The sequence below is a fragment of the Psychrobacter sp. LFX-11D genome, assembly GCF_904846475.1.
In the GTDB taxonomy this organism is placed as follows: domain Bacteria; phylum Pseudomonadota; class Gammaproteobacteria; order Pseudomonadales; family Moraxellaceae; genus Psychrobacter; species Psychrobacter cryohalolentis.
This window is the reverse complement of the sequence record NZ_CAJHAV010000009.1, coordinates 127,347-147,582: the sequence shown is the minus strand read 5'-3', so window position 1 is coordinate 147,582 and position 20,236 is coordinate 127,347. Positions and strand designations below refer to the sequence as shown.

The following is a 20,236-nucleotide window of genomic DNA, read 5'->3' as shown; positions in this document are numbered from 1 at the left end:
TTGTTATATTCGTTAGATTAATTGATAAAACCAAAAAACGGCATTTATTTTAAAAATAACGGTTATATAAATAACTATTTTTATTATGAATAAGCATGACATCAATATAATTTCAATATCATAACTATTGATTAGGTATAAAATTTTTTCATAAACTATAAATAATAATTATTATTTTATTCCTATTAGCTTATTACTAAGCAAAAGTTTATAAATAATCAATAATTAAAAAAAAGCATAAAAACAGCTAAATTGTCTATAGTCAGTTAAAATACCGCCATATGATATACGTGATTTCCTTGTCATTTTATTGCTCAAATAGGTAATGATGATCAATAAGCAAAGAGAGAACGAAACATCATAAAAAGCCATTAGTTACATCAATTTATAACATATGCTAAAAGTATAGAATGTTAGTGAAGGGGATATAGTATGAACGAAGGCGTAGCAGGTTGGTTTAATAGCATCGTAAACTATGGTGTGAGTATCATTTGGGGTAATAATGATTGGTTGATTGCCAGCAATCCATGGTATGGACTGCTGATGTTCGTCTTAATTGGTGCAGGTCTATATTTTACCGTGGCGACCCGCTTTATTCAGTTTCGTCATTTTGGTCATATGTGGCAGTTATTACGAGTATCAAATCAAGGGCGTAAAGATGGTGGTATCAGCTCATTTGAAGCACTGATGACATCACTTGCTGCGCGAGTAGGGACGGGGAATCTAGCAGGGGTGGCAATTGCCATCTATTTGGGTGGACCGGGTGCTGTATTTTGGATGTGGATGACAGCGATTGTGGGTATGTCGACCAGCTTTATCGAGTCAACCCTTGCGCAAGCATACAAAGTGCCGCATAACGATAATGTCTACCGCGGTGGACCGGCTTACTATATCGAAAAGGGTTTGGGTAAACGCTGGCTTGCCGTATTTTTCTCACTATGTTTGCTGGTCGCTTTTGGCTTGGCGTTCAATGGTGTGCAATCCAATACCATTGCACAGGCGACTAATGAGGCGTTTGGTATTCCAACTTGGATGACCGGCTTGATATTAGTAGTGCTAGTCGCACCAGTAGTATTTGGTGGATTACGCTCTGTTGCCCGTATTGCTGGCAAAGTTGTACCAGTGATGGCGATTCTTTATATTCTGCTGGCACTCTATGTCATCTTGACCAATTTTAGCGAATTTCCAGCGGCGATTGCTTTGATTGTAAAGTCAGCATTTGGCTTTGAACAAGCAGCAGGTGGTGTGATTGGTTATGGTATTGCGCAAGCGATGATTAATGGTATTAAGCGTGGTCTATTTTCGAACGAAGCAGGTATGGGTTCAGCACCTAATGCCGCAGCGACTGCAAAAAGCCATCCTGATCATCCGGCAGTGCAAGGTTTTATGCAAATGTTGGGTGTGTTTTTGGACACATTAGTTATCTGTACAGCGACAGCTTCAATTATTATTCTCTCTGGCGTGGTTGATCCTAGTGTTGAGCAAGAAGGTATTCAGTTAACACAGCTAGCATTGTCGCAATATGTAGGTGATATGGGTGTAATTTTCGTCGCGATTGCCATCTTCTTTTTCTCATTCACCTCTATCATTGCAAACTATAGCTATGGTGAATCGAATCTTGAATTTATCTCTGGCGAAAAAAATGCCAAAGTGATGATTATGATATTCCGCTTTATGGTCTTGGGCATGGTATTTATCGGTGCTGTGGCCAGCCTGCCAGCTATTTGGAACTTTGCCGATTTATCCATGGGTCTGATGGCATTGGTCAACTTAGTGGCTATTATCATCCTGTCGCCAGTAGCACTTAGAATATTACGTGACTATGAGCGTCAGATTAAAGAGGGCAAAACTGCTGATCAAATCAAGTTTAATCCTGATGATTTTGTGAAACTAAAAGATGAAGCCAATCGTGATGCGTGGACAGATTAAGCTGAAATCCTAGATATACAGCGATTAAATATACCTATAACAAAAAATCGCCCTTCTGAGAGCGATTTTTTTGTAGCTTATTTTAAATAATAACCATCTAAAAAATATATAAATAACAATTTACATATTTGGATAGTTAGGACCGCCGCCGCCTTCTGGCGTTACCCACGTGATGTTCTGTGAAGGGTCTTTGATATCACAAGTTTTGCAATGGACACAGTTTTGTGCATTGATGACAAATTTAGCACCTTCCGCGTCTTTTACAATCTCATAAACACCAGCTGGGCAGTATAAACGCGCTGGCTCAGCATAGAGTGGTAAGTTGATAGTGACAGGCACTGTTGGATCAGTTAATTTTAAATGTACTGGTTGATCTTCAGTATGGTTGGTATTTGAGATAAATACTGACGATAATTTATCAAATACCAATTTGCCGTCCGGTTTTGCATAGGTTGGCTGATAGGCATGAGCCGCACGCTCAAGCTGATCATAATCTTTTTTATTGTCATGAATGGTCAAAGGCATTTTGCCACCCATCAGATTTTGCTCTAAAAAGGTAAACGCGCCGCCCATCCATTGACCCATACGGTGCATAGCAGGAGCAAAGTTACGTGCTTCATAGTTGTCTTTATACAACCAAGACTCTTCAAACATCGTAGTATAAGCCAGCACTTCATCATGTTGACGACCTTCTTGCAAGGCTTCGAAAATCGCCTCAGCCGCTAGCATCCCTGACTTCATTGAAGTATGAGTACCTTTGATTTTGGCAGGATTTAAGAAACCTGCGTCATCACCAGCTAATACACCACCTGAGAAGGTAAATTTTGGCAAGGAGTTTAAACCGCCTTTAGTTAACGAGCGTGCGCCGTAAGATATACGTTTACCGCCTTCTAGAACATTACGAATAAGCGGGTGTAGTTTTAGACGCTGCATCTCATCAAATGGCGACATATATGGATTAGAATAGGAGAGATCAATAACAAGACCAAAGCTTACTTGATTGTTTTCAGCGAAATACAACCACCAGCCTCCAGTTGAACCAGTGTCAGTTAAAGGCCAACCTGAACCATGCATGACCACACCTTCTTCATGCTTAGCAGGATCAATATCCCATAGCTCTTTTAGACCAATACCATAGTGTTGGGGGTCACAGTCTTTATCAAGATTAAAACGACTGATCAAGCGCTTGCCTAAGTGACCACGGCTACCTTCGGTAAATATAGTATATTTAGCAAGCAGCTCATAACCTGGCTCAAAGCTATGTTTCGCTTCGCCACTGGCAGCCACACCCATGTCGCCTGTCAATACGCCTTTAACTGAACCATCATCATTATATAAGATTTCATCAGCGGGGAAGCCTGGGAACATCATGACTTCTAGCTCTTCAGCTTGTTGAGCCAACCAACGAACGACGTTGCCTAATGAGACAATATAGTTGCCTTGGTTATGCATGCTGGCAGGAATGACCGAATCCATTAATTTGATAGATTTGGTCGCTGAACCCAGCATATAGACGCGATCTTCAATTGCAGGAACGTTTAGCGGTGCGCCTTTTTCTTTCCAATCTGGAATCAACTCATCCAAAGCGCGTGTTTCCATGACCGCACCAGAGAGAGTATGAGCGCCAAACTCTGAGCCTTTTTCGACCACACAAACCATGAACTCATCGTTACCTGCTGCGATGGCAAGCTGACGTAGACGGATGGCAGCTGAAAGTCCGGCAGGTCCACCACCAACGATAATGACATCAAATTCCATTGACTCACGTTCTACTTCAGGTTCTGCTGCAACAGGTTCTGGCGCTTTGTCGACAACGATCGTTTCAGCAACTGGCTCAACGGCTTGCGTATCTACAATAACGGGCGTTTCTTCAGCGAGCACTTCTGGTGTTACCACTGCTGGCTCTGAATTTGCTGTGTCTGTCACGATTGGCGTGTCGATATTTACAGTATCACCATCAATAACTGGCGATTGATTGTCTTGCTCTTGCATACCTACTCCTAAACTTGTAGTGGCTTATCTCAGGGCATCATTAGCTTAACAATTGAATAATAAGGCTTGTGGCGCTAACTTTACTCAGACATATGGCTGCCCGATAAAAAGGGTCTTTACGGTATCAGTTGACGACGTTACGATGAAAGTGTTTTTAAAAACCTTCAAAACATAACGTAAAATGTGTCGTTAGTACAACGCCCACCAGACTAGTTCAAATAAAAAATCGTTACTTATTATAAAAGAAAAGTCCCACAAACACGATACGCATTTCACAACATCAGTGTTAAGGTAAGATTAAGACGGTGGGGGTACAATGACGATATTGTCTTATCATACCCGAAACTAAAATTTATAGTAATAACAGATTTGCCAAACTTTGATTACTACGTGAAGGATTGTACGATGACAGATAATAATAAAGATATCGATGCCACGACTGTAAAAGATGCTGAAACCTCTAATGACAAGCTGTCTGAGCTAAATACTATAGACAATTTGAGCCAATATTTAAAGTCTGCGGCAGGGACACGTGAAGGACGTGCCATACCGCCACTAGAAAATTGGCATCCTGAACAAATCGATGATATGGACTTGGTCATCAAAGCCAATGGCGAGTGGTGGCATGAAGGCGGACACATGACCCGAGAGTCATTAGTCAGTCTGTTTGCCACTATCTTATGGAAAGAAGAAAAAGAAGGCGTGACTGAGTATTTTCTAAAGACGCCCGTACAGAAATTGCGTATCCAAGTGGAAGATGCGCCACTACTAATCAATGATGTCGGTATCGTCAACGAAGACACCAATAGTTGGCTTGAATTTACCACGACAACGGGTGATGTCGTACGCTTAGATGATGAGCATCCTATTTTTTTACGTCCTTATGACTCTGTTAATGTGGAGGGTAATGAAAATAGAAATGATCACTCTAATGATATGGATGCTGTTCATAATAGTCACGGAGAGGAAAACCAACAACTAACATCTGAGGTACAAATGCGTCCTTATATGTTGGTTCGAAATGGATTGACGGCACTTATTGGTCGCAATGTATTTTATCATTTAATCGAGATTGGCGAATTGACAGAGCAAGATGGTAAAACCACGCTAACCCTGCAAAGTGGCGGTCATGCTTATACATTGACGATGACATCTATTTAACGGTCAATAATGAGCTATAATTAGGCAGTGATTGCTATTGATCTTGAGCAAATCTTGTTATCTATCTTATAGCCCTTTTTATTTATGGGACTATTATTGAAAGTAATATTGGTTAAATTTATTAGTAGGGTCGGTATGACAGTATTTTTATCAAAATGGCGGTGAAATAATATGAAAGTTGCCGCAAGTGCTGTTACTAACACAGTTAATAATTACTCAATAATTTCTGATAATAACACTGCTGCAGAAGCGATGGTCGATAGTGTGATATACAATTATAATAAAGGGATAAAGGCAGATCCAGACCGTAGCGCGCCCATTGGCTTATTTGATTCCGGTATTGGTGGCTTGTCTGTTTATCTACATTTAGCCCAGCAACTGCCCAATGAACGTTATATTTACTATGCTGATACCCTGAATGTACCCTATGGCAATCGAGATAGTGATGATATTAAAACGTTAACATTGACGGCAGTAGAGTGGCTATATCAGCAAGGCTGCAAGCTTATTGTCATTGCGTGTAATAGTGCTTCAGCCTATGCGTTGCAGACAGCAAGGTGCCATTATCCGCAGCTACCCATTGTGGGTTTGGTACCAGCATTGAAACCTGCGGTATTGGCCAGCAAAAGTGGTCATGTGGCGGTACTAGCAACCAAAGCGACTCTAAACGGTAAACTCCTGAACGATGTCATTGCTACGATAGCCAGTCCAAGTGCAACCAGAGTGACCAAATATTTTGACCCGCAACTGGTGCCTTGGGTAGAATCAGGTATGCCGGAAAACAGTGAAACGGCGCAAAATCTTCGTGGACAGTTGCAAGTGTTCGCAAAGGATGGGGTAGACCAGCTGGTATTAGGCTGTACACATTATCCATTCTTTAAAGATTTTGTGATGCAAGCAATTGAATCGCAAAGACTATCAATGCAAGTGGTTGATTCAGGTCAAGCAATTGCGGAGCGCGTTAAGCAATTGTTGATCGTCAATAATTTGTCAGCATTGCCTATAGATGGATTAAGTAGAAATGGTGTTTTAGATGCCAGTTTGAGTGACAGTCCGATTAAGCCACCGTTGATATTTTATGCGACCAAATACGATAAACAGATGGATTTGCTGCTATCACGCTTACTTGGTGAGCAAACGCATTTACAATACCATCCTCATTTTGAGTATTAGGCTTAGGGGCTCCTAGGATTAATCTCGATACAGCTGTTATAATCCCGTAGTATATTAATGGAATTGGAAATAAATTAAACGCATTCTAGCAATAGTATGCTAGGCTTGTATTTGCCAAAAAGAATATTTAAATTGGGTATTATTGCGCTATTTTTAGAGAACTTACGTTTTTTGACCAGCTAACTAAGATTAGAGGTGATCGTGCCAAATCGTCGCTACCATATTCATGTTGTATGTGCTGATAACCACCAGTTGTTGGTATTGGATAGTATTTCGATATTTTTTCAAGGGCGCGCCTTCTTAACCTATGATGTCTCTAGTAAATTACCCAAGGCCTCGTTATATGGGCGTCAATGTATTGATGCTTGTGACTATGCTTTGATGGTCATTGGCGATAGCTACGGTACTGCGCAAAATACCGGTGTCAGTCAAATGCATTTGAGCTATCTAAATGCTAAGGCGAAGCTCAAGCCTCTATTAATATTAATAAAAAAACATCATACCGGTGCCAATATCAGTCGGCAGTTGCAGGAATTTACCAGTATGGTTACCTCAAAAACGGATAAGATTTATTATTACGAGACAGAAAATGACATTGAGCAATTGCTTATCCAAGCCTATTATAAAATGGTTGCCAGTCATCAAATAGGTGCTGGATGGGTGAGGGTTGATGAAGAGGCAATGGAGTCTAACAAACCTTCGGCATCGGAGACTCTAGCGGCTAATTTGGCATATAATAGAATGACAAGGCAAGAGAATACTGTCGCCCCTACTCAGAGTATGGACGATAATGTCAGTAAGCCAATCGTATTGACAGATACCTTTGAGATTCACTATAAAGCCCAAGCTTATGAAGGTGGTAATTTGAGTGATGTTACAAGACCTATGGTATTAGCGTGGCAAGACGTGTTAATCACTCTGATAAAAATGCCGGCTACCTTTTCAAGCTATGGTTTACAAAGTGGTATCAACCGCTTAATCGCTGTGCGAGCTGAGATCGATATCAAGCGCGAGATGCCAAATGTCCATGCTGTGGCACGTTGTCAAATCTCTCAAGACGATCTCAATCATCTACAGCGGCAATTGGTTGCGGCTAATTGGATACAGCTAACTACCTATGGAACACGGGTCACACAGGAGCTTTGGAAGCTGACTTTTTATGCAAAAAGTTTACTTGATGCAAAAAAGCCATCGATAGAAAATCCTGCTATATCAACTGCCACTAGCTAAATTATCGCCTTCGCTATTATCAGTCATTATCGTTGCTACCAATCTTAGAACCTCATACAAATCATGATTGACTAACACGTTTTTTGCTGATGGCTACGTTTTGTAATACAAAGTATACGTGGTACTCGTTGTGAATCCCTTTGATACTCGTAATAATGATCAGGATGAACACATAATAATACTGAGCAATTAAGGAGAACCAATAATGAGTAATGCTAAAAATGACGCGTTAAAAAGTGAGTTGGATAGCTTAGAGCAAACCATGCATGAGGCAAGTCAGTTTCATACGTTAGAAGAGCAAGTAGCAGATATGAAGCGCCGCGGTATCGATCCGACCAAAGTATATAAGGAATTGGATAGAAAGGAAGAGGATGCAGATTGGGGTGATGCCACGTGGAAAGAAAATGGCAAATGGGAGCCTAAGACGCCGGCAGATTTAGATGATAAAGCTCGTGAAAACTGGGATGGTGACAATGGTAAGCCGAATCCACCGCCTATCGTTTAACGTTCGAAAATTAGATATATCATATAAACTGTGTCAAGTCATAAAGAGTGTCAGAACTGACATTATAAAAAAGCCACGCTAATTAGCGTGGCTTTTTATTTTTATTAATACTTAAAAGACATTACCTAATCAAGAGCCTTCATCAATACGTACCAGTTTTATAGTACCATCAGCACCCGTTACACGGCGATATCGCGTTGTACTTGAGTTTGATGGGCTGATCGCTGTAGGCTGCGAGTAGCTATTAGGTGCGGTATTTTGCTGTTGAATCAATTGTCCCATACGATCAGCAGACGCGGGGTTTAAAGGACGACTGTTTGTTGGCTGGTTATACTGATTGCCGTATTGCGAAGTATTAGGCGCCGTATTACCAACGATGGCACGATAGAATTTCTGCCCTGCACGTCCATCAGCTGGAAAAATGCCACGGCTAGACTGGTACTGCTGAATGGCGGTACGAGTATTATCACCGATAATGCCATCGACGGCGCCGATATCATATCCTGCATTTAATAATGCTTGCTGAATCGCTCTGGATTCTTGGCGACCTATACCAGGATCGTCAGTTGGCCATGCTGTGATAAAGTCAGTTTTACTGCTACTCTCGCGAGTAATCAAATCTGATAAATGGGCAATCGCCAGTGCATAGCTTTCTGAGGCATTATAAGAATAGAATGTATCAAAGTTTTTACCGACTAAGAATGCAGGGCCGTCAGGACCTGCTGGTAATAATAATCCAGCACTACTCAAGTCAGAAGGCAGTGGGCTGCCGTTAGCAAGGGTTAAACCTTGATTGCGCCAGTGGCTCATTGATTTTTTATCTTTACGGTTGGACGCTGCCCAAAATCCACTTGGCAGTTTTACCTCATAACCCCATGCTTCGCCTGAACGGTAGCCACGTTTATCTAAGAAGTTTGCCGTAGAGGCAAGGGCATCGGGGACGCTATTGACTAAGTCACGGCGACCATCGCCATCGAAGTCGACTGCCAACTCTAAAAATGTACTTGGCATAAACTGCGTCTGACCAAACGCGCCTGCCCATGAACCTGTCATATCGCTTGGCGCAATATCACCGTTTTGTACAATTTTTAGTGCATTGGCATATTCGCCTTGAAAATAGCTTTGGCGGCGATCAAAGCAAGATAGGGTCGCTAAAGATTCAAACAAAGGTTTTTTGCCCAATGTCTGCCCAAAGTTAGACTCTACGCCCCAAACGCCTAATACGTGCTCGGCTTTAACGCCATAGCGCGATTCAATTTTACGTAACGTATCCGCCCATTGACGCTTGGCACGGATACCATCTTCTACGCGTTCGGTATCAACAAGTGATGACAAATAATCCCAAACGTCTTTTTGAAATTCAGGTTGATAGTTTAGCGATTGAATAACACTAGGGTCAGGCTCACTGGGACGATAGTTATTAAAGGTATAGCTATCAACATCACGAAATTTGCTAGAGTTTTTTAGACCATCTAGACACTGCTGAAACTGAGCATTAGACAAGTTTGGGGCGTCTGGCTTGGCAGCTTGAGCGGTGCTGGCAAGACTTAAGCCAATCGCTGCCGTCAATAAAGATAAGGTGGATAAGTGATTCAAGCGCATAAAAATATCCTATAAGCGTCGAAGTAGCTGTTAAAAAACAGTTACTAGAAATTAGTTATTAGAAAGTAAAACAAAGCGATGAAAAGTCGATTTTACTTAGAGTAACCAATCTCAATAGTAAAGAAAAGGTATCGTAGCACTCGGTTACTATAAGCTGACGTTGGCGTGAGGTTAGGATAGGGTTTTAGAAAAATATAGCATTACATAATTTTAGGAAAGTCTTTGGTTTTAATGTGGGTGATTAATTTTACAGGTGTTTTACAAAGCTATTTCGCTAATATGATATCCAACTCCTCAATAAAATCATGAATACGTGCTGCGTTTTTACCCAAATCGCTACCGCCAACCCGCGATTTACTACGGATATCAACCAGACGCTCGCTACCATTATCATTGATACGTACAACGACATCATCTTTAAAACCAAACCACGCCGTAGTATCTGTTGCTTCAACAATACCTTTATTAGCATCGATATTGACAAGCTCCCAACCTAAATTTTTAGCAACTTGTTCGGTAGCGTTCACCAATTCAGCTTTTGATTGTGAATAGACTAGCGTTTTTAGTTCCGGATAGCCTTGACGTTGTTGCTCGGCAGTTGCTTCACCAGCATAAGCGACTGGATTGAGTGCGTCAGCCCGTAGCGGAGCAATAGCGACAAACTCAGGTGGGTTGACTAAGTCAGTTGAAATATCATGAATAGGCGCTACACTTTTGCTCTTACTCAGCATACTAAGTGGTAATCCGATAGCAACGGCGGATAACGCAATGGTGACTATCACATTGGCAAGCGTTAGTGTATTTCGCTTAAATATAACTTGTAATACGAGCAACACAAGCGCTGCAACAGCAGTCAATATGCCATATTTAAATCCTGTAAACACCGTACCTAATTCAATGATGTCATACTTATAAAGAGGGCCTGTCAATACGACTAATAAGAAAGCAATGAGACTTACGAAACTCACTAAAATTTTCATTAGATTTCTCGCTTATGGTTGATTTAATAACCAAACATGCTCTGTCACCGCCATCTCAGGTGCAGCGTTCAAAGTCGATGGTTTGCCCTCAAGCTCTTGAATTTGATAGTGAGCGCTATAGTACTGCTGGATTTGCTCATGACTGATTGAAAAGGGCGGTCCTGCTCGCTCATTTTGGTCGTAATTGAGTGTCAGTAATAACTGAGGAGCGTTTTGACTGAGGTCGATGACTTGCTGGCTATATTGCGGGCGCAACTCTGCTGGCATCGCAATTAATGCTGCTCGATCGTAGACCGCATCAACGCGACCAACATCATTGGTACTTAGCATAAATATATCTGCAACCCATAACGCTATTATTTGTCCTGATAACTGCCCTTGATAGCATTTAATATTTGAATTTTTATCATGCGCTTTTATCGTGTAAGAGATATTATTTTCAGTAAAAAATTCCTGTACCGCTGACTCAACCAATTCCACGCCGACCATATCAAAACCTTGATTGGCTAGCCAAATCATATCAATAGATTTGCCGCATAAAGGGATGAATATACGGCTTCCGATGGCCATTTGTAAATCTGAAAAGTATTTAATCAACAAAGGATTCACTTTAGGCTGATTAAAGCCGATGCGTTTTTCCTTCCAGCGAGCCTGCCAAAATTCTGGATTCATTGCTTTAGCCTTCAGTTATAAGAATTTCTATTATCAGTTATTTTTTACAGTCGATGCATTATCATAACTTGTCGCATAATATTGTCAAAGTCATTAACTCCAATAAAATTATCAGAAATTAAAAAAGCCAAATACTTATATTATAAGTATTTGGCTTTTACGAGATTAAAAGCTGGGCATTGAATTCAAAAACTCTGTAATCAGAAGATAATATTTAGCTCACCATATATTGACTGAATTCTTTACGCAGTTTGGCAAGTTTTGGTGGTATGGCGAAGTTACAGTAAGCCTGTCCTGGGTTGCGATTAAAAAAGTCTTGATGTGTCTCTTCTGCTTGATAAAATTCAACCGCAGGATGTACTTCGGTCACCACATTTATACCCATGTCACGCAGCTTGTTAATGGTACGATCGATGGTCGGTTTTTGCGTTTCATCAGTGTAGAACACGACGCTACGATATTGGCTACCTACATCATTACCCTGACGATCCATTGTGGTGGGATCATGAGTGGCAAAGAAGACATCAAGTATCACTTCTAATGGGACAATCGATTCGTCAAATTCGACTTTAATCACTTCAACGTGACCAGTATCCCCACCGCAGACTGCTTCATAATTGGCTGATACCGCATCGCCGCCCATATAACCTGATATTACAGACTGTACGCCTTTTACAGATAAAAATACTGATTCGGTGCACCAAAAACAGCCACCGCCTAATATAATGGTTTGCATAATTCTTCCTATTCTTATCATTATAAAATATGAGCCAAGCATGTTTTACAAATCTATTTTGCTTGGCGATATACATTTAGCTTAACAGTGCAGTTGCCTGCGATAAGTAACAAATAGTAATGTTATAATGGGCTTTTGCTACGTTAAAAAGCTCGTTATTATCAGCTGCTTCTTATTGATAGTGTCGGTCAAGATGATTACACACGTTAAAGTTTAGTTTAATTACCAAAGAATGAGTCACATTATGAGCCAATCTCAGCCTACCACTGTTAAACATGACACCTTATTCACCACGCCACTAGATAAAGCAGCGCGCTTTTCATTTGATGAGCAAGTGGTGGCTTGTTTTCCGGATATGATTCGACGCAGTGTTCCCGGTTATGGTCAGGTATTGGCGATGTTACCCATATTTGCCCGTCGTCATTGTAAATATCGTCAGCAAGGCAATAATGGACAACGTGTGAGCCGTATTTATGATTTAGGCTGCTCATTGGGTGCCGCAAGTATGACGTTGGCTGGCGAGTTTGAGCCACAAGATTTGCAAATTAAAGCAATTGATATTTCACCTGCGATGACCACTGAAGCGACTACTTTACTGAATGATAATTATCCTGAGCATGACATAGAGGTCATCACTGCGGATATTCGCGATATTGAGCTTGAGCCATGTGATATGGTGATTTTGAATTTAACCTTACAGTTTTTACCGGCTGCCGATAGAGTGGCGGTGTTAGAAAAGATTTATGCGGCACTCAGCGAAGGGGGTATATTGGTATTGACCGAAAAGACTCATGCTTTTGATGAGCAGTATGATGCGTGGTTGGTTGAACGTTATTACGATTTTAAACGTGCCAACGGCTATACCGAGATGGAAATCAGCGGCAAACGAAATGCACTAGAAAACGTCCTTATTACGGATACTTTAGATGAGCATCACGCACGATTGAGTGATGTTGGCTTTCAGCGTCATCTCACGTGGTTTCAGTTTTTAAACTTCGTCTCTATTGTGGCGTTTAAATAACGGCTACATTGTTAGAACCCTTTTTATCCTATCTTTTGATCAACAGAGTAATCCGCTTTTATGCTTAACGACACTATTACCCACGCCGAACGTGAACTGTATTTAACCCTGCTAGAACTAGCGCAACAGCAGCCAAATGCTTATGAGTGGCTTACGCGCTTGCCAACATGGTTAAATGATATCAAGGACAAAGCCAATTACGCGCATGCGCCTGCCTATCAAGCATCGGTTGCGCGTTTACCAAATATAACAGTCAATCATGTCGATCTGAACAGTGATGTCTTGACGATTGAGGCAAATCTTAGTGAGTCTCAGCGCAAACAAACAATGGCATTATTAAAGCAGCTGATGCCGTGGCGCAAAGGGCCTTTTCAAATTGGTGGTCAGATCAGTAGTCGTCAAACTGTTCATACTAAAGATGACAACGATACCAATGCGCCAATATTGATTGATACCGAATGGCACAGTGATTGGAAATGGCAACGAGTCGCACCGCATTTGAGTCCTTTAAAAGGTCGTCGCATCTTAGATGTTGGTGGTGGTTCTGGTTATCATGGTTGGCGTATGGCAGGAGCAGGCGCCGATACGGTCATCATCATTGACCCATCGTGCTTGTTTTATCATCAGTTTATGGCGATTCGGCATTTTGTAGGTAGCGCCGATGCTCATACTCATGTTCATGGTACAGGGCGTTATCGAACTCATTATATTCCAGTGCCGCTTGAAGCATTACCGGATAATAGCCAGCTGTTTGATACCGTGTTTAGCATGGGTGTGCTCTATCATCGCCAATCGCCGTTTGAACACTTGCAACAGCTCAAAGGACAGTTGGTCAAAGGCGGTGAGCTGGTACTTGAAACTTTGGTAATAGAAGGCGATGCCAATACGGTACTGGTACCGCATGACCGCTATGCTCAAATGAATAATGTGTACTTTTTACCTTCGGTTGCCGCATTAATAGGCTGGTTAGAGAAAGCTGGTTTTACTGAGGTGCGCTGCGTCGATGTGGCAGTCACCTCGACGGAAGAACAGCGTAAAACGGAATGGATGACCTATCATTCGTTAGCAGATTTTTTAGATCCTAATGATTCTAGCAAAACTCTTGAAGGCTATCCTGCGCCGATGCGTGCTACTCTAATTGCCAAGAAATGATTGCAAAAAAATAATTGGCAAAGCAGTAAATTTTCAATGCTTTTTAGATAAACCACCTTGTAAACGCCATTTCTAACAATATTTTTAAGATAAAACCGATAAAACCAGCACCAAGTGCCAAAAACATCCAAAATGTACCAGCGCGACCAGCACCAGACTGTTTTGATAAGTCCCAAATGATAAAGAATAAAAAGGCAATAAAAATGGGCAATAAGATGTAAAGCCCCCAACTGGTAACGGTACTGGCAGCAATGGCAAACATAATTTTATCCTATATATAAAGTCATAAAGTACTACGTTCTCTGTTCGTTACTTTATTGCTTTTTAATGAAATACTTACAAATAGTTGAATAAATATTTAAGCGTCACGATATCTAGAGAAAGTAGCCAATAAATGGCGTTATTATAACGTGGAATAGGCTAGGTATGAATGTTTCATCAACCTTGGGAAACAGGAACGCTACAATAACTCTGACCTATAAGCCCTCTGCCAATTATAATAACCCTTAAACGTCGAATAAACCCCAGCACCTTGCTATAAATAGTATTTTATCGCTATTTTTAGTCCAAATAGTGCAATAACAGGTAAAGGTTGTTATATTTGCAGGTTACTTATCTTTTTATCGTATTTTATATTCCACCACTTTTATTGTTTATTTATCCGAGTTTATAGTCCTATGTCACAAGCCCAAATCGATACGCTTACCTCACTGTTTGACAGTGCGATTGCAGTCCTAAAAAATGACGGCGAATTACCGGCTGATTGGCAAAATAATAGCCAAATTACGCGTACTAAGGATACCAGCCATGGTGATTTTGCCAGCAATATTGCCCTGACTGCTGCCAAAGCTGCCAAAGCCAATCCGCGCCAAGTGGCTGAAAAAATCGTTAATGCATTGCCTGAGAATCAAGATATCCGCCAAATAGAAATCGCGGGTCCAGGGTTTATTAATGTATTTTTGAATACTGAAGCTAAGTTTGCCGTGTTAGATGATATCTTCAATTTGCAAAATGGCTTTGGCTTAAGCAAGCAGTTTGACGGACAAAAAATACAGGTCGAATTTGTCTCTGCTAACCCAACTTCTAGCTTACACGTTGGTCACGGTCGCGGCGCTGCATTTGGTATGAGCGTATCAAACTTGCTTGAGGCGATTGGCTATGATGTCACGCGTGAGTACTATGTCAATGATGCCGGTCGCCAGATGGATATCTTAGCGACCAGTACTTATTTGCGCTATCTAGAAACCAATGGTGAGACGGTCACCTTCCCCGTCAACGGCTATCAAGGCGACTATGTCAGTGATATTGCTCAGACATTAAAGACGCAGCATGCTGATACCTACGTACATCGTTTCGCAGATATTGCCGAGAACGTGCCAGAAGATGCGCAGTTCGAAATAAATGCCGATGGCGAAAAAGTACTGCTATCAGGTGATAAAGAAGCCCATATCGATGGTCTAATTGCCAATAGTAAAGCTTTACTTGGTAATGGTTATGAGCTGTTTCTAAATGCAGCATTAAGCAGTATTTTGGCTGATATCAAAGACGATCTAAATGACTTCGGTGTGAGTTATGAATGCTGGTTTAGCGAAAGATCAATTGATAGTGAGATTGAACCAGTCTTACAGATTTTAGAAGACAAAGGCTATCTCTACGAAAAAGACGGCAATATCTGGTTTAAATCGACGGACTTTGGTGATGAAAAAGACCGTGTCGTACGCCGCGCTAATGGGCAAAGCACCTACTTTGCCTCTGATATCGCCTATCATAAAAATAAATTCGATCGCGGTTTCGACAAAGTCGTGAACGTTTGGGGTGCAGACCACCATGGTTATGTACCGCGCGTAAAAGCGGCTTTATTGGCGCTTGGTATCGATGCCGACCGTTTAGATGTGGTGTTGGTGCAGTTTGTCGCATTATGGCGCGGTAATGAAAAAGTACAAATGTCATCACGCTCTGGTAAATTTGTGACCTTACGTGAGCTACGTCACGAAGTTGGCAACGATGCAGCGCGTTTTTATTACGTCGCGCGTAAGCCCGAAGTACATGTTGATTTTGACTTGGAGCTTGCCAAATCGCAAAGTAAAGACAACTTAGTTTATTACATTCAATATGCACATGCCCGCGTTTGCCGTGTGTTAGAAAAACTAGAAACCAGTGGTTTAAGTGTGGATGATGCGATAGGTGCGGCGCAGCAAGAATTACTTGTTGCACCAAGTGAAGAGGAGTTGATTAAGCTGCTTGCCGCTTATCCTGCTACCTTGATGCGCTCAGCGACAGGTTATGAGCCGCACATCTTGACTAATTACCTTAAAGAGTTGGCAGCGTTATTCCATGGTTGGTACGATAGCAATCGTATTCTGCCTGTGAGCCTGACTTCAGGTGAGACACCAAGCGCCGATGAGATGGCGATGATGCAAGCTCGTTTACGCTTATCTAAAGCAGTACGCCAAGTTATCAGTAACGGGCTTGGTTTATTAGGGCTGTCTGCACCGTCTAGCATGTAATAAAGCTGGCAACTGATAGTAATAATTCAATAATGACAGATAGATTCAGTAGGGAGAATGCGATCCATGTTAGCCAAAAAACCAAGAGGTGCCACTGAAAAGCGCAAAACAAGTAGTGCGTCAGGCTTATTATGGATGTTTGTTGGTGCAGTGTTGACGCTGATGATCGGGGTATTCTTATATCTGTCACCATGGTTTAATTTTAGCCCCGCTGATACGGCTGGAGATCCTAATAAGCAAATACAGCAACGAGTGGATCCGGATGCCGACAATGGTGATTATGAATTCTATGATATTTTACCCAATCAAGAAATGGCAACCGTCCCTGATGAAGAATTTGACAAGACCGACAATGACCAGCTGGGTGAAATCATAGATTTTGAACCGGATGTGATAGTCAATCAAACTGACAGTAATGTGCCTAGTGCTAATGATGGTACGGGTAGTATTTCTGAAGGTACAACCAGTGCGCCAAATGCTGGCGCAGCTACTGGTAATGATGATATCGTTATTATTGAAGAAGATGCGACCTACGATGGTACGCCAGCGACAAGCAATCCGGGTACTAATGCAAACAAACCCAATGCTGGCAATGCAAGCATTCAAGCTGCTAAGCCTGCTGCTACGTATATCTTACAAATTAACAGTTTTGGTGATGCTGATGAAGCCGACCGTCGCCGTGCGCAAGTACTGATGGCAGGTGTTGATGCGAAAGTCGTTAAAAACACTACTGGTAATGGCTTGCCTATCTATCAGGTGATCTCACGCCCAATGAATAGTCGTCAAGCCGTTGCTACTGCTCAGCAGCGCCTGCAAAATAACGGGATTGATTCTATTATCGTTGAACAACGTCGTTAGTTTTAAATTGGTTTGATTGTTTAGAAAAAAAGCGTCACAGTGGCGCTTTTTTTATACGTTTTTTTTGCTAATAGCGGCGTATTTTTTTAAACTTAATCCACCATATTGAAATTTTTTATTGCCACACTAACCGAGAGTATCGCTATGACGGTATCTAATTCAGCAGTAACCACGCACAGTCATTTTAAAGCATTTTTTCAAAAATACTTTATCGATGCATTTACTGGTATGGCTTTGGGGCTTTTTGTCACCTTAATAGCGGGTCTTATCATCTCGCAAATCGGTGGCTGGCTAAATCTTCCAACACTGATTGCGGTCGGAAAATTGGCATCTGTGTTAATGGGCGCGGGCATCGGTGTCGGCATTGCTTATTATCTAAAAGCGCCAACTTTGGTAATGCTTAGCTGCTTGGTCGCTGGTATGTTGGGCGCTCACTCTGAAGCATTAATGGCAGGTAATCTATTTATTGCTCAAGACGCAGGTCCGGCAACCTTTGCTGCGCTACCGGGTAATCCAATCGGTGCATATTTGGCGTCAGTTTTTGCTTATCGCGCTGGTACATGGGTTGCAGGCAAGACCAAGCTCGATATTCTACTGGTACCTTTACTGGTCTGCGCGGTGGCATTAGCCGTATGTGCGCTGCTCAATCCTCCTGTTGTTGCTGCGGTCAATGCCATTGGTCAAGGGATTCAAGCGGCAACCACATTACAACCGTTATTAATGGGAATCGTGATTGCTGTCGTGGTTGGTATATTGCTAACGATGCCGACATCGAGTGCGGCGATTTGTATTACTATTGGACTTGGCGGAGTTGCAGGTGGGGCGGCAGTCGTCGGATGTGCGGCCCATATGATTGGCTTTGCCGTCGCCAGTTTTAAGGACAATGGCATAAGTGGGGTGGTTTCTCAGGGTTTGGGCACTAGCATGTTACAAATCCCTAATGTGCTCAGAAAACCCATTATTCTATTACCAGCTGTTATAGCAAGTGCTATCGTCGGTCCGATAGCGACCGTCGGCTTTGAGCTAGCATGTACGGCTACAGGCGCAGGTATGGGAACCGCAGGACTGGTTGGCGTATTTGGCGTGATTGAAGCGTCACAAGATATTATGAGTACTGGTCAATTATGGACGGCGATTATTTTATTGATGTTTATATTGCCCGCTGTGATTGCTGGCGTTGTGGCTTATATGATGCGCCGATTTGGTTGGTTGGTCGATGGCGATATGAAACTGCCTTAACATTCATTAAAAAATAAAAAGCATTCCTTAAAAAGTAAGATTTAAGGAGAACTCAGGAAAATCAAAAAGCCCAGTTATCTAAGGTAGCTGGGCTTTTCATTCTTCTAGCATTTATAACATTTTTAAATTAGCGACGTACATCTTTAGGAGCGTCGCCCTTTGGCCAATCTTTGTCTTTATTGGCTTTTACCGGACGTGGCAAGTGAGTAAAGTAAGCAGCAATATCGACGGCTTCTTGGTCAGTTAACGTATTGCCTTGACCAAAGGGCATTTTGCCTTTGATAAATGCCGCAGCCGTATAGGTACGTGCCATACCAGCACCATCATTGAAGGACTTTTCACCAGCGACAGCAGGATAAACGTAAGTGCCATCGTCGTTATACTGACCTTCACCAGTTGCACCATGACAAACGCTACACTTCTCTGCAAATAGCTTTTTGCCATTATCAGTGTTTGGCTCGAGGTTTTTATCCACTTTGACAAAACCACGACCTTCAGGCGATACGCCAAATGGCATGTCTTGTGACAACCAGCTCATGTAAGCCACCATCGCGTTCATATCATCTGAACCCAGATCAAGTGCCTTACCGTTCATCGAACGCTCAAAACAGCCGTTAATACGTTCTTGTATCGTATTGACACGACCTGCGCGCGTACGATAGATAGGATAGATGCTGGGCATATTGTTCCAAGGCGCAGCATAAGCCTCTGAACCATTGCCAAGATGACAGCTGGTACAGTTCAGTTGATTACCAACGTTATTTGGCATCTCTTTATAAGTGTGATTGGCAATTTGTAAGCCGCGACGCACAGCGGCACCAAACTCATCATCTGGAATCGTAGATTCATCTGGCATCTTAATAGTAGGCTTGCCACTTGCCGTATCAGTGCCACCTGCGGTCGCAGTCATGTCATTGGCAGCTGGCATGTTACTTTTAATCACTTCAGCGCGTGCTTCGAGATCTTTTACTCGTGCCAATGCTGCCGCTTCTTCGACACGGTCAACGGCTTTGGTTTCAGTGTGATCGCTACAACCAGTAATACCGACAGCACTAATGGCAAACACAGTGGCTATCAAAACGGAGCGCTTAGGATATGGGAGCATTTTCATAGGAATATCCTTATTTTAAAAAGTAATATAGAAATTTAAATTTATATGCTAGTTTAGGTGCCATAATGGTAAAACCAACTCGATATTTTGTGTCAGTAAAAGGCTAAGAGCAGTAAAAATAAGGATAATCTTTAGAACAGCATAAAAATAACACGTAATATCGAGCCTTTGATGCAATCTTAGTTGCTCAGCAGCCTAACTCTAGCAATTGAAATATAACAAAGAATGAAGCGGTAGGTTGCTAGTAACATTAGTGTATCAAATACAAATACGTAAAGTGTTTTAAAATTGAAAACAGAAGCCAAAACATCAGTGTTTCGTTGCTTCTTTTGAACTGAAGTCCTGGTATGTAGCATAAAAAAGCGCTC

General features: G+C 41.9%; 17 protein-coding genes. 10 read left to right on the top strand and 7 right to left on the bottom strand.

The genetic code is table 11. The features are described 5' to 3' along the window. Positions 1 to 432: 432 nt before the first annotated feature. Positions 433 to 1,929, top strand: coding sequence for an alanine/glycine:cation symporter family protein (locus JMX75_RS08540; RefSeq protein WP_011514562.1), 1,497 nt, complete (start codon positions 433 to 435; stop codon positions 1,927 to 1,929). 120 nt (positions 1,930 to 2,049) lie between these two features. On the opposite strand, the gene JMX75_RS08535 is transcribed toward JMX75_RS08540, so the two are convergent. After that, complete coding sequence (locus tag JMX75_RS08535; RefSeq protein ID WP_201531998.1) at positions 2,050 to 3,687, bottom strand: electron transfer flavoprotein-ubiquinone oxidoreductase; 1,638 nt, start codon at positions 3,685 to 3,687, stop codon at positions 2,050 to 2,052. 639 nt (positions 3,688 to 4,326) lie between these two features. Between JMX75_RS08535 and JMX75_RS08530 the strand changes: the two genes are divergently transcribed. The 4 genes from JMX75_RS08530 (at position 4,327) to JMX75_RS08515 (ending at position 7,990) form a co-directional block, all read left to right on the top strand. Next, positions 4,327 to 5,082 (top strand): DUF1285 domain-containing protein, encoded by a 756-nt coding sequence (locus tag JMX75_RS08530; RefSeq protein ID WP_201531997.1) that lies wholly within the window; start codon positions 4,327 to 4,329, stop codon positions 5,080 to 5,082. A 171-nt stretch (positions 5,083 to 5,253) separates the two neighbouring features. Next, complete coding sequence (murI, locus tag JMX75_RS08525; protein WP_201531996.1) at positions 5,254 to 6,255, top strand: glutamate racemase; 1,002 nt, start codon at positions 5,254 to 5,256, stop codon at positions 6,253 to 6,255. A gap of 201 nt (positions 6,256 to 6,456) precedes the next feature. Then, entirely contained in the window at positions 6,457 to 7,485 is a 1,029-nt protein-coding gene (locus tag JMX75_RS08520) for a DUF4062 domain-containing protein (protein ID WP_227673150.1), read from the top strand. A 205-nt stretch (positions 7,486 to 7,690) separates the two neighbouring features. Next, positions 7,691 to 7,990, top strand: coding sequence for a hypothetical protein (locus JMX75_RS08515; RefSeq protein ID WP_011514557.1), 300 nt, complete (start codon positions 7,691 to 7,693; stop codon positions 7,988 to 7,990). A gap of 129 nt (positions 7,991 to 8,119) precedes the next feature. Here the strand turns inward: JMX75_RS08515 and JMX75_RS08510 are convergent, their stop codons facing one another. The 4 genes from JMX75_RS08510 to msrA form a co-directional block, all read right to left on the bottom strand. Then, on the bottom strand, positions 8,120 to 9,592 hold the full coding sequence (locus JMX75_RS08510) for a lytic murein transglycosylase (protein WP_181210872.1): 1,473 nt from the start codon (positions 9,590 to 9,592) through the stop codon (positions 8,120 to 8,122). 266 nt (positions 9,593 to 9,858) lie between these two features. Next, the gene (locus JMX75_RS08505; protein ID WP_201531994.1) at positions 9,859 to 10,572 is read right to left on the bottom strand and encodes a DUF1499 domain-containing protein; all 714 of its coding nucleotides are present in this window, start codon (positions 10,570 to 10,572) and stop codon (positions 9,859 to 9,861) included. A 12-nt stretch (positions 10,573 to 10,584) separates the two neighbouring features. Then, positions 10,585 to 11,244, bottom strand: a complete 660-nt coding sequence (tmpT, locus tag JMX75_RS08500) for a thiopurine S-methyltransferase (protein ID WP_201531993.1) — start codon at positions 11,242 to 11,244, stop codon at positions 10,585 to 10,587. Positions 11,245 to 11,458: 214 nt separating this feature from the next. Then, positions 11,459 to 11,980, bottom strand: a complete 522-nt coding sequence (gene msrA / locus JMX75_RS08495; protein WP_201531992.1) for a peptide-methionine (S)-S-oxide reductase MsrA — start codon at positions 11,978 to 11,980, stop codon at positions 11,459 to 11,461. A gap of 232 nt (positions 11,981 to 12,212) precedes the next feature. On the opposite strand from msrA, the gene cmoA reads away from it, so the two are divergent. Next, positions 12,213 to 13,001 (top strand): carboxy-S-adenosyl-L-methionine synthase CmoA, encoded by a 789-nt coding sequence (cmoA, locus tag JMX75_RS08490; protein WP_201531991.1) that lies wholly within the window; start codon positions 12,213 to 12,215, stop codon positions 12,999 to 13,001. Between the two features lie 60 nt (positions 13,002 to 13,061). Then, complete coding sequence (gene cmoB, locus JMX75_RS08485; RefSeq protein ID WP_201531990.1) at positions 13,062 to 14,153, top strand: tRNA 5-methoxyuridine(34)/uridine 5-oxyacetic acid(34) synthase CmoB; 1,092 nt, start codon at positions 13,062 to 13,064, stop codon at positions 14,151 to 14,153. Positions 14,154 to 14,196: 43 nt separating this feature from the next. Here cmoB and JMX75_RS08480 read toward each other — a convergent pair whose 3' ends face one another. Then, positions 14,197 to 14,415 (bottom strand): DUF2788 domain-containing protein, encoded by a 219-nt coding sequence (locus JMX75_RS08480; RefSeq protein WP_020444359.1) that lies wholly within the window; start codon positions 14,413 to 14,415, stop codon positions 14,197 to 14,199. A 415-nt stretch (positions 14,416 to 14,830) separates the two neighbouring features. Between JMX75_RS08480 and argS the strand changes: the two genes are divergently transcribed. The 3 genes from argS (at position 14,831) to JMX75_RS08465 (ending at position 18,757) form a co-directional block, all read left to right on the top strand. Next, entirely contained in the window at positions 14,831 to 16,660 is a 1,830-nt protein-coding gene (gene argS / locus JMX75_RS08475) for an arginine--tRNA ligase (RefSeq protein WP_201531989.1), read from the top strand. Positions 16,661 to 16,726: 66 nt separating this feature from the next. Then, on the top strand, positions 16,727 to 17,518 hold the full coding sequence (locus tag JMX75_RS08470; protein WP_020444357.1) for an SPOR domain-containing protein: 792 nt from the start codon (positions 16,727 to 16,729) through the stop codon (positions 17,516 to 17,518). 144 nt (positions 17,519 to 17,662) lie between these two features. Beyond that, entirely contained in the window at positions 17,663 to 18,757 is a 1,095-nt protein-coding gene (locus JMX75_RS08465; protein ID WP_201531988.1) for a PTS transporter subunit IIC, read from the top strand. A gap of 127 nt (positions 18,758 to 18,884) precedes the next feature. Here the strand turns inward: JMX75_RS08465 and JMX75_RS08460 are convergent, their stop codons facing one another. Then, positions 18,885 to 19,868, bottom strand: coding sequence for a c-type cytochrome (locus JMX75_RS08460; protein ID WP_201531987.1), 984 nt, complete (start codon positions 19,866 to 19,868; stop codon positions 18,885 to 18,887). Between the last annotated feature and the right edge of the window lie 368 nt (positions 19,869 to 20,236).

Bases quoted from the DNA above. Each gene is read 5' to 3' on its own strand.
- msrA (WP_201531992.1), bottom strand. From the start codon at position 11,980: ATGCAAACCATTATATTAGGCGGTGGCTGTTTTTGGTGCACCGAATCA.
- JMX75_RS08515 (WP_011514557.1), top strand. From the start codon at position 7,691: ATGAGTAATGCTAAAAATGACGCGTTAAAAAGTGAGTTGGATAGCTTA.
- cmoB (WP_201531990.1), top strand. From the start codon at position 13,062: ATGCTTAACGACACTATTACCCACGCCGAACGTGAACTGTATTTAACC.
- JMX75_RS08505 (WP_201531994.1), bottom strand. From the start codon at position 10,572: ATGAAAATTTTAGTGAGTTTCGTAAGTCTCATTGCTTTCTTATTAGTC.
- JMX75_RS08465 (WP_201531988.1), top strand. From the start codon at position 17,663: ATGACGGTATCTAATTCAGCAGTAACCACGCACAGTCATTTTAAAGCA.
- JMX75_RS08530 (WP_201531997.1), top strand. From the start codon at position 4,327: ATGACAGATAATAATAAAGATATCGATGCCACGACTGTAAAAGATGCT.
- JMX75_RS08540 (WP_011514562.1), top strand. From the start codon at position 433: ATGAACGAAGGCGTAGCAGGTTGGTTTAATAGCATCGTAAACTATGGT.
- JMX75_RS08480 (WP_020444359.1), bottom strand. From the start codon at position 14,415: ATGTTTGCCATTGCTGCCAGTACCGTTACCAGTTGGGGGCTTTACATC.
- murI (WP_201531996.1), top strand. From the start codon at position 5,254: ATGAAAGTTGCCGCAAGTGCTGTTACTAACACAGTTAATAATTACTCA.
- JMX75_RS08510 (WP_181210872.1), bottom strand. From the start codon at position 9,592: ATGCGCTTGAATCACTTATCCACCTTATCTTTATTGACGGCAGCGATT.
- JMX75_RS08535 (WP_201531998.1), bottom strand. From the start codon at position 3,687: ATGGAATTTGATGTCATTATCGTTGGTGGTGGACCTGCCGGACTTTCA.
- argS (WP_201531989.1), top strand. From the start codon at position 14,831: ATGTCACAAGCCCAAATCGATACGCTTACCTCACTGTTTGACAGTGCG.
- tmpT (WP_201531993.1), bottom strand. From the start codon at position 11,244: ATGAATCCAGAATTTTGGCAGGCTCGCTGGAAGGAAAAACGCATCGGC.
- JMX75_RS08470 (WP_020444357.1), top strand. From the start codon at position 16,727: ATGTTAGCCAAAAAACCAAGAGGTGCCACTGAAAAGCGCAAAACAAGT.
- JMX75_RS08460 (WP_201531987.1), bottom strand. From the start codon at position 19,868: ATGAAAATGCTCCCATATCCTAAGCGCTCCGTTTTGATAGCCACTGTG.
- cmoA (WP_201531991.1), top strand. From the start codon at position 12,213: ATGAGTCACATTATGAGCCAATCTCAGCCTACCACTGTTAAACATGAC.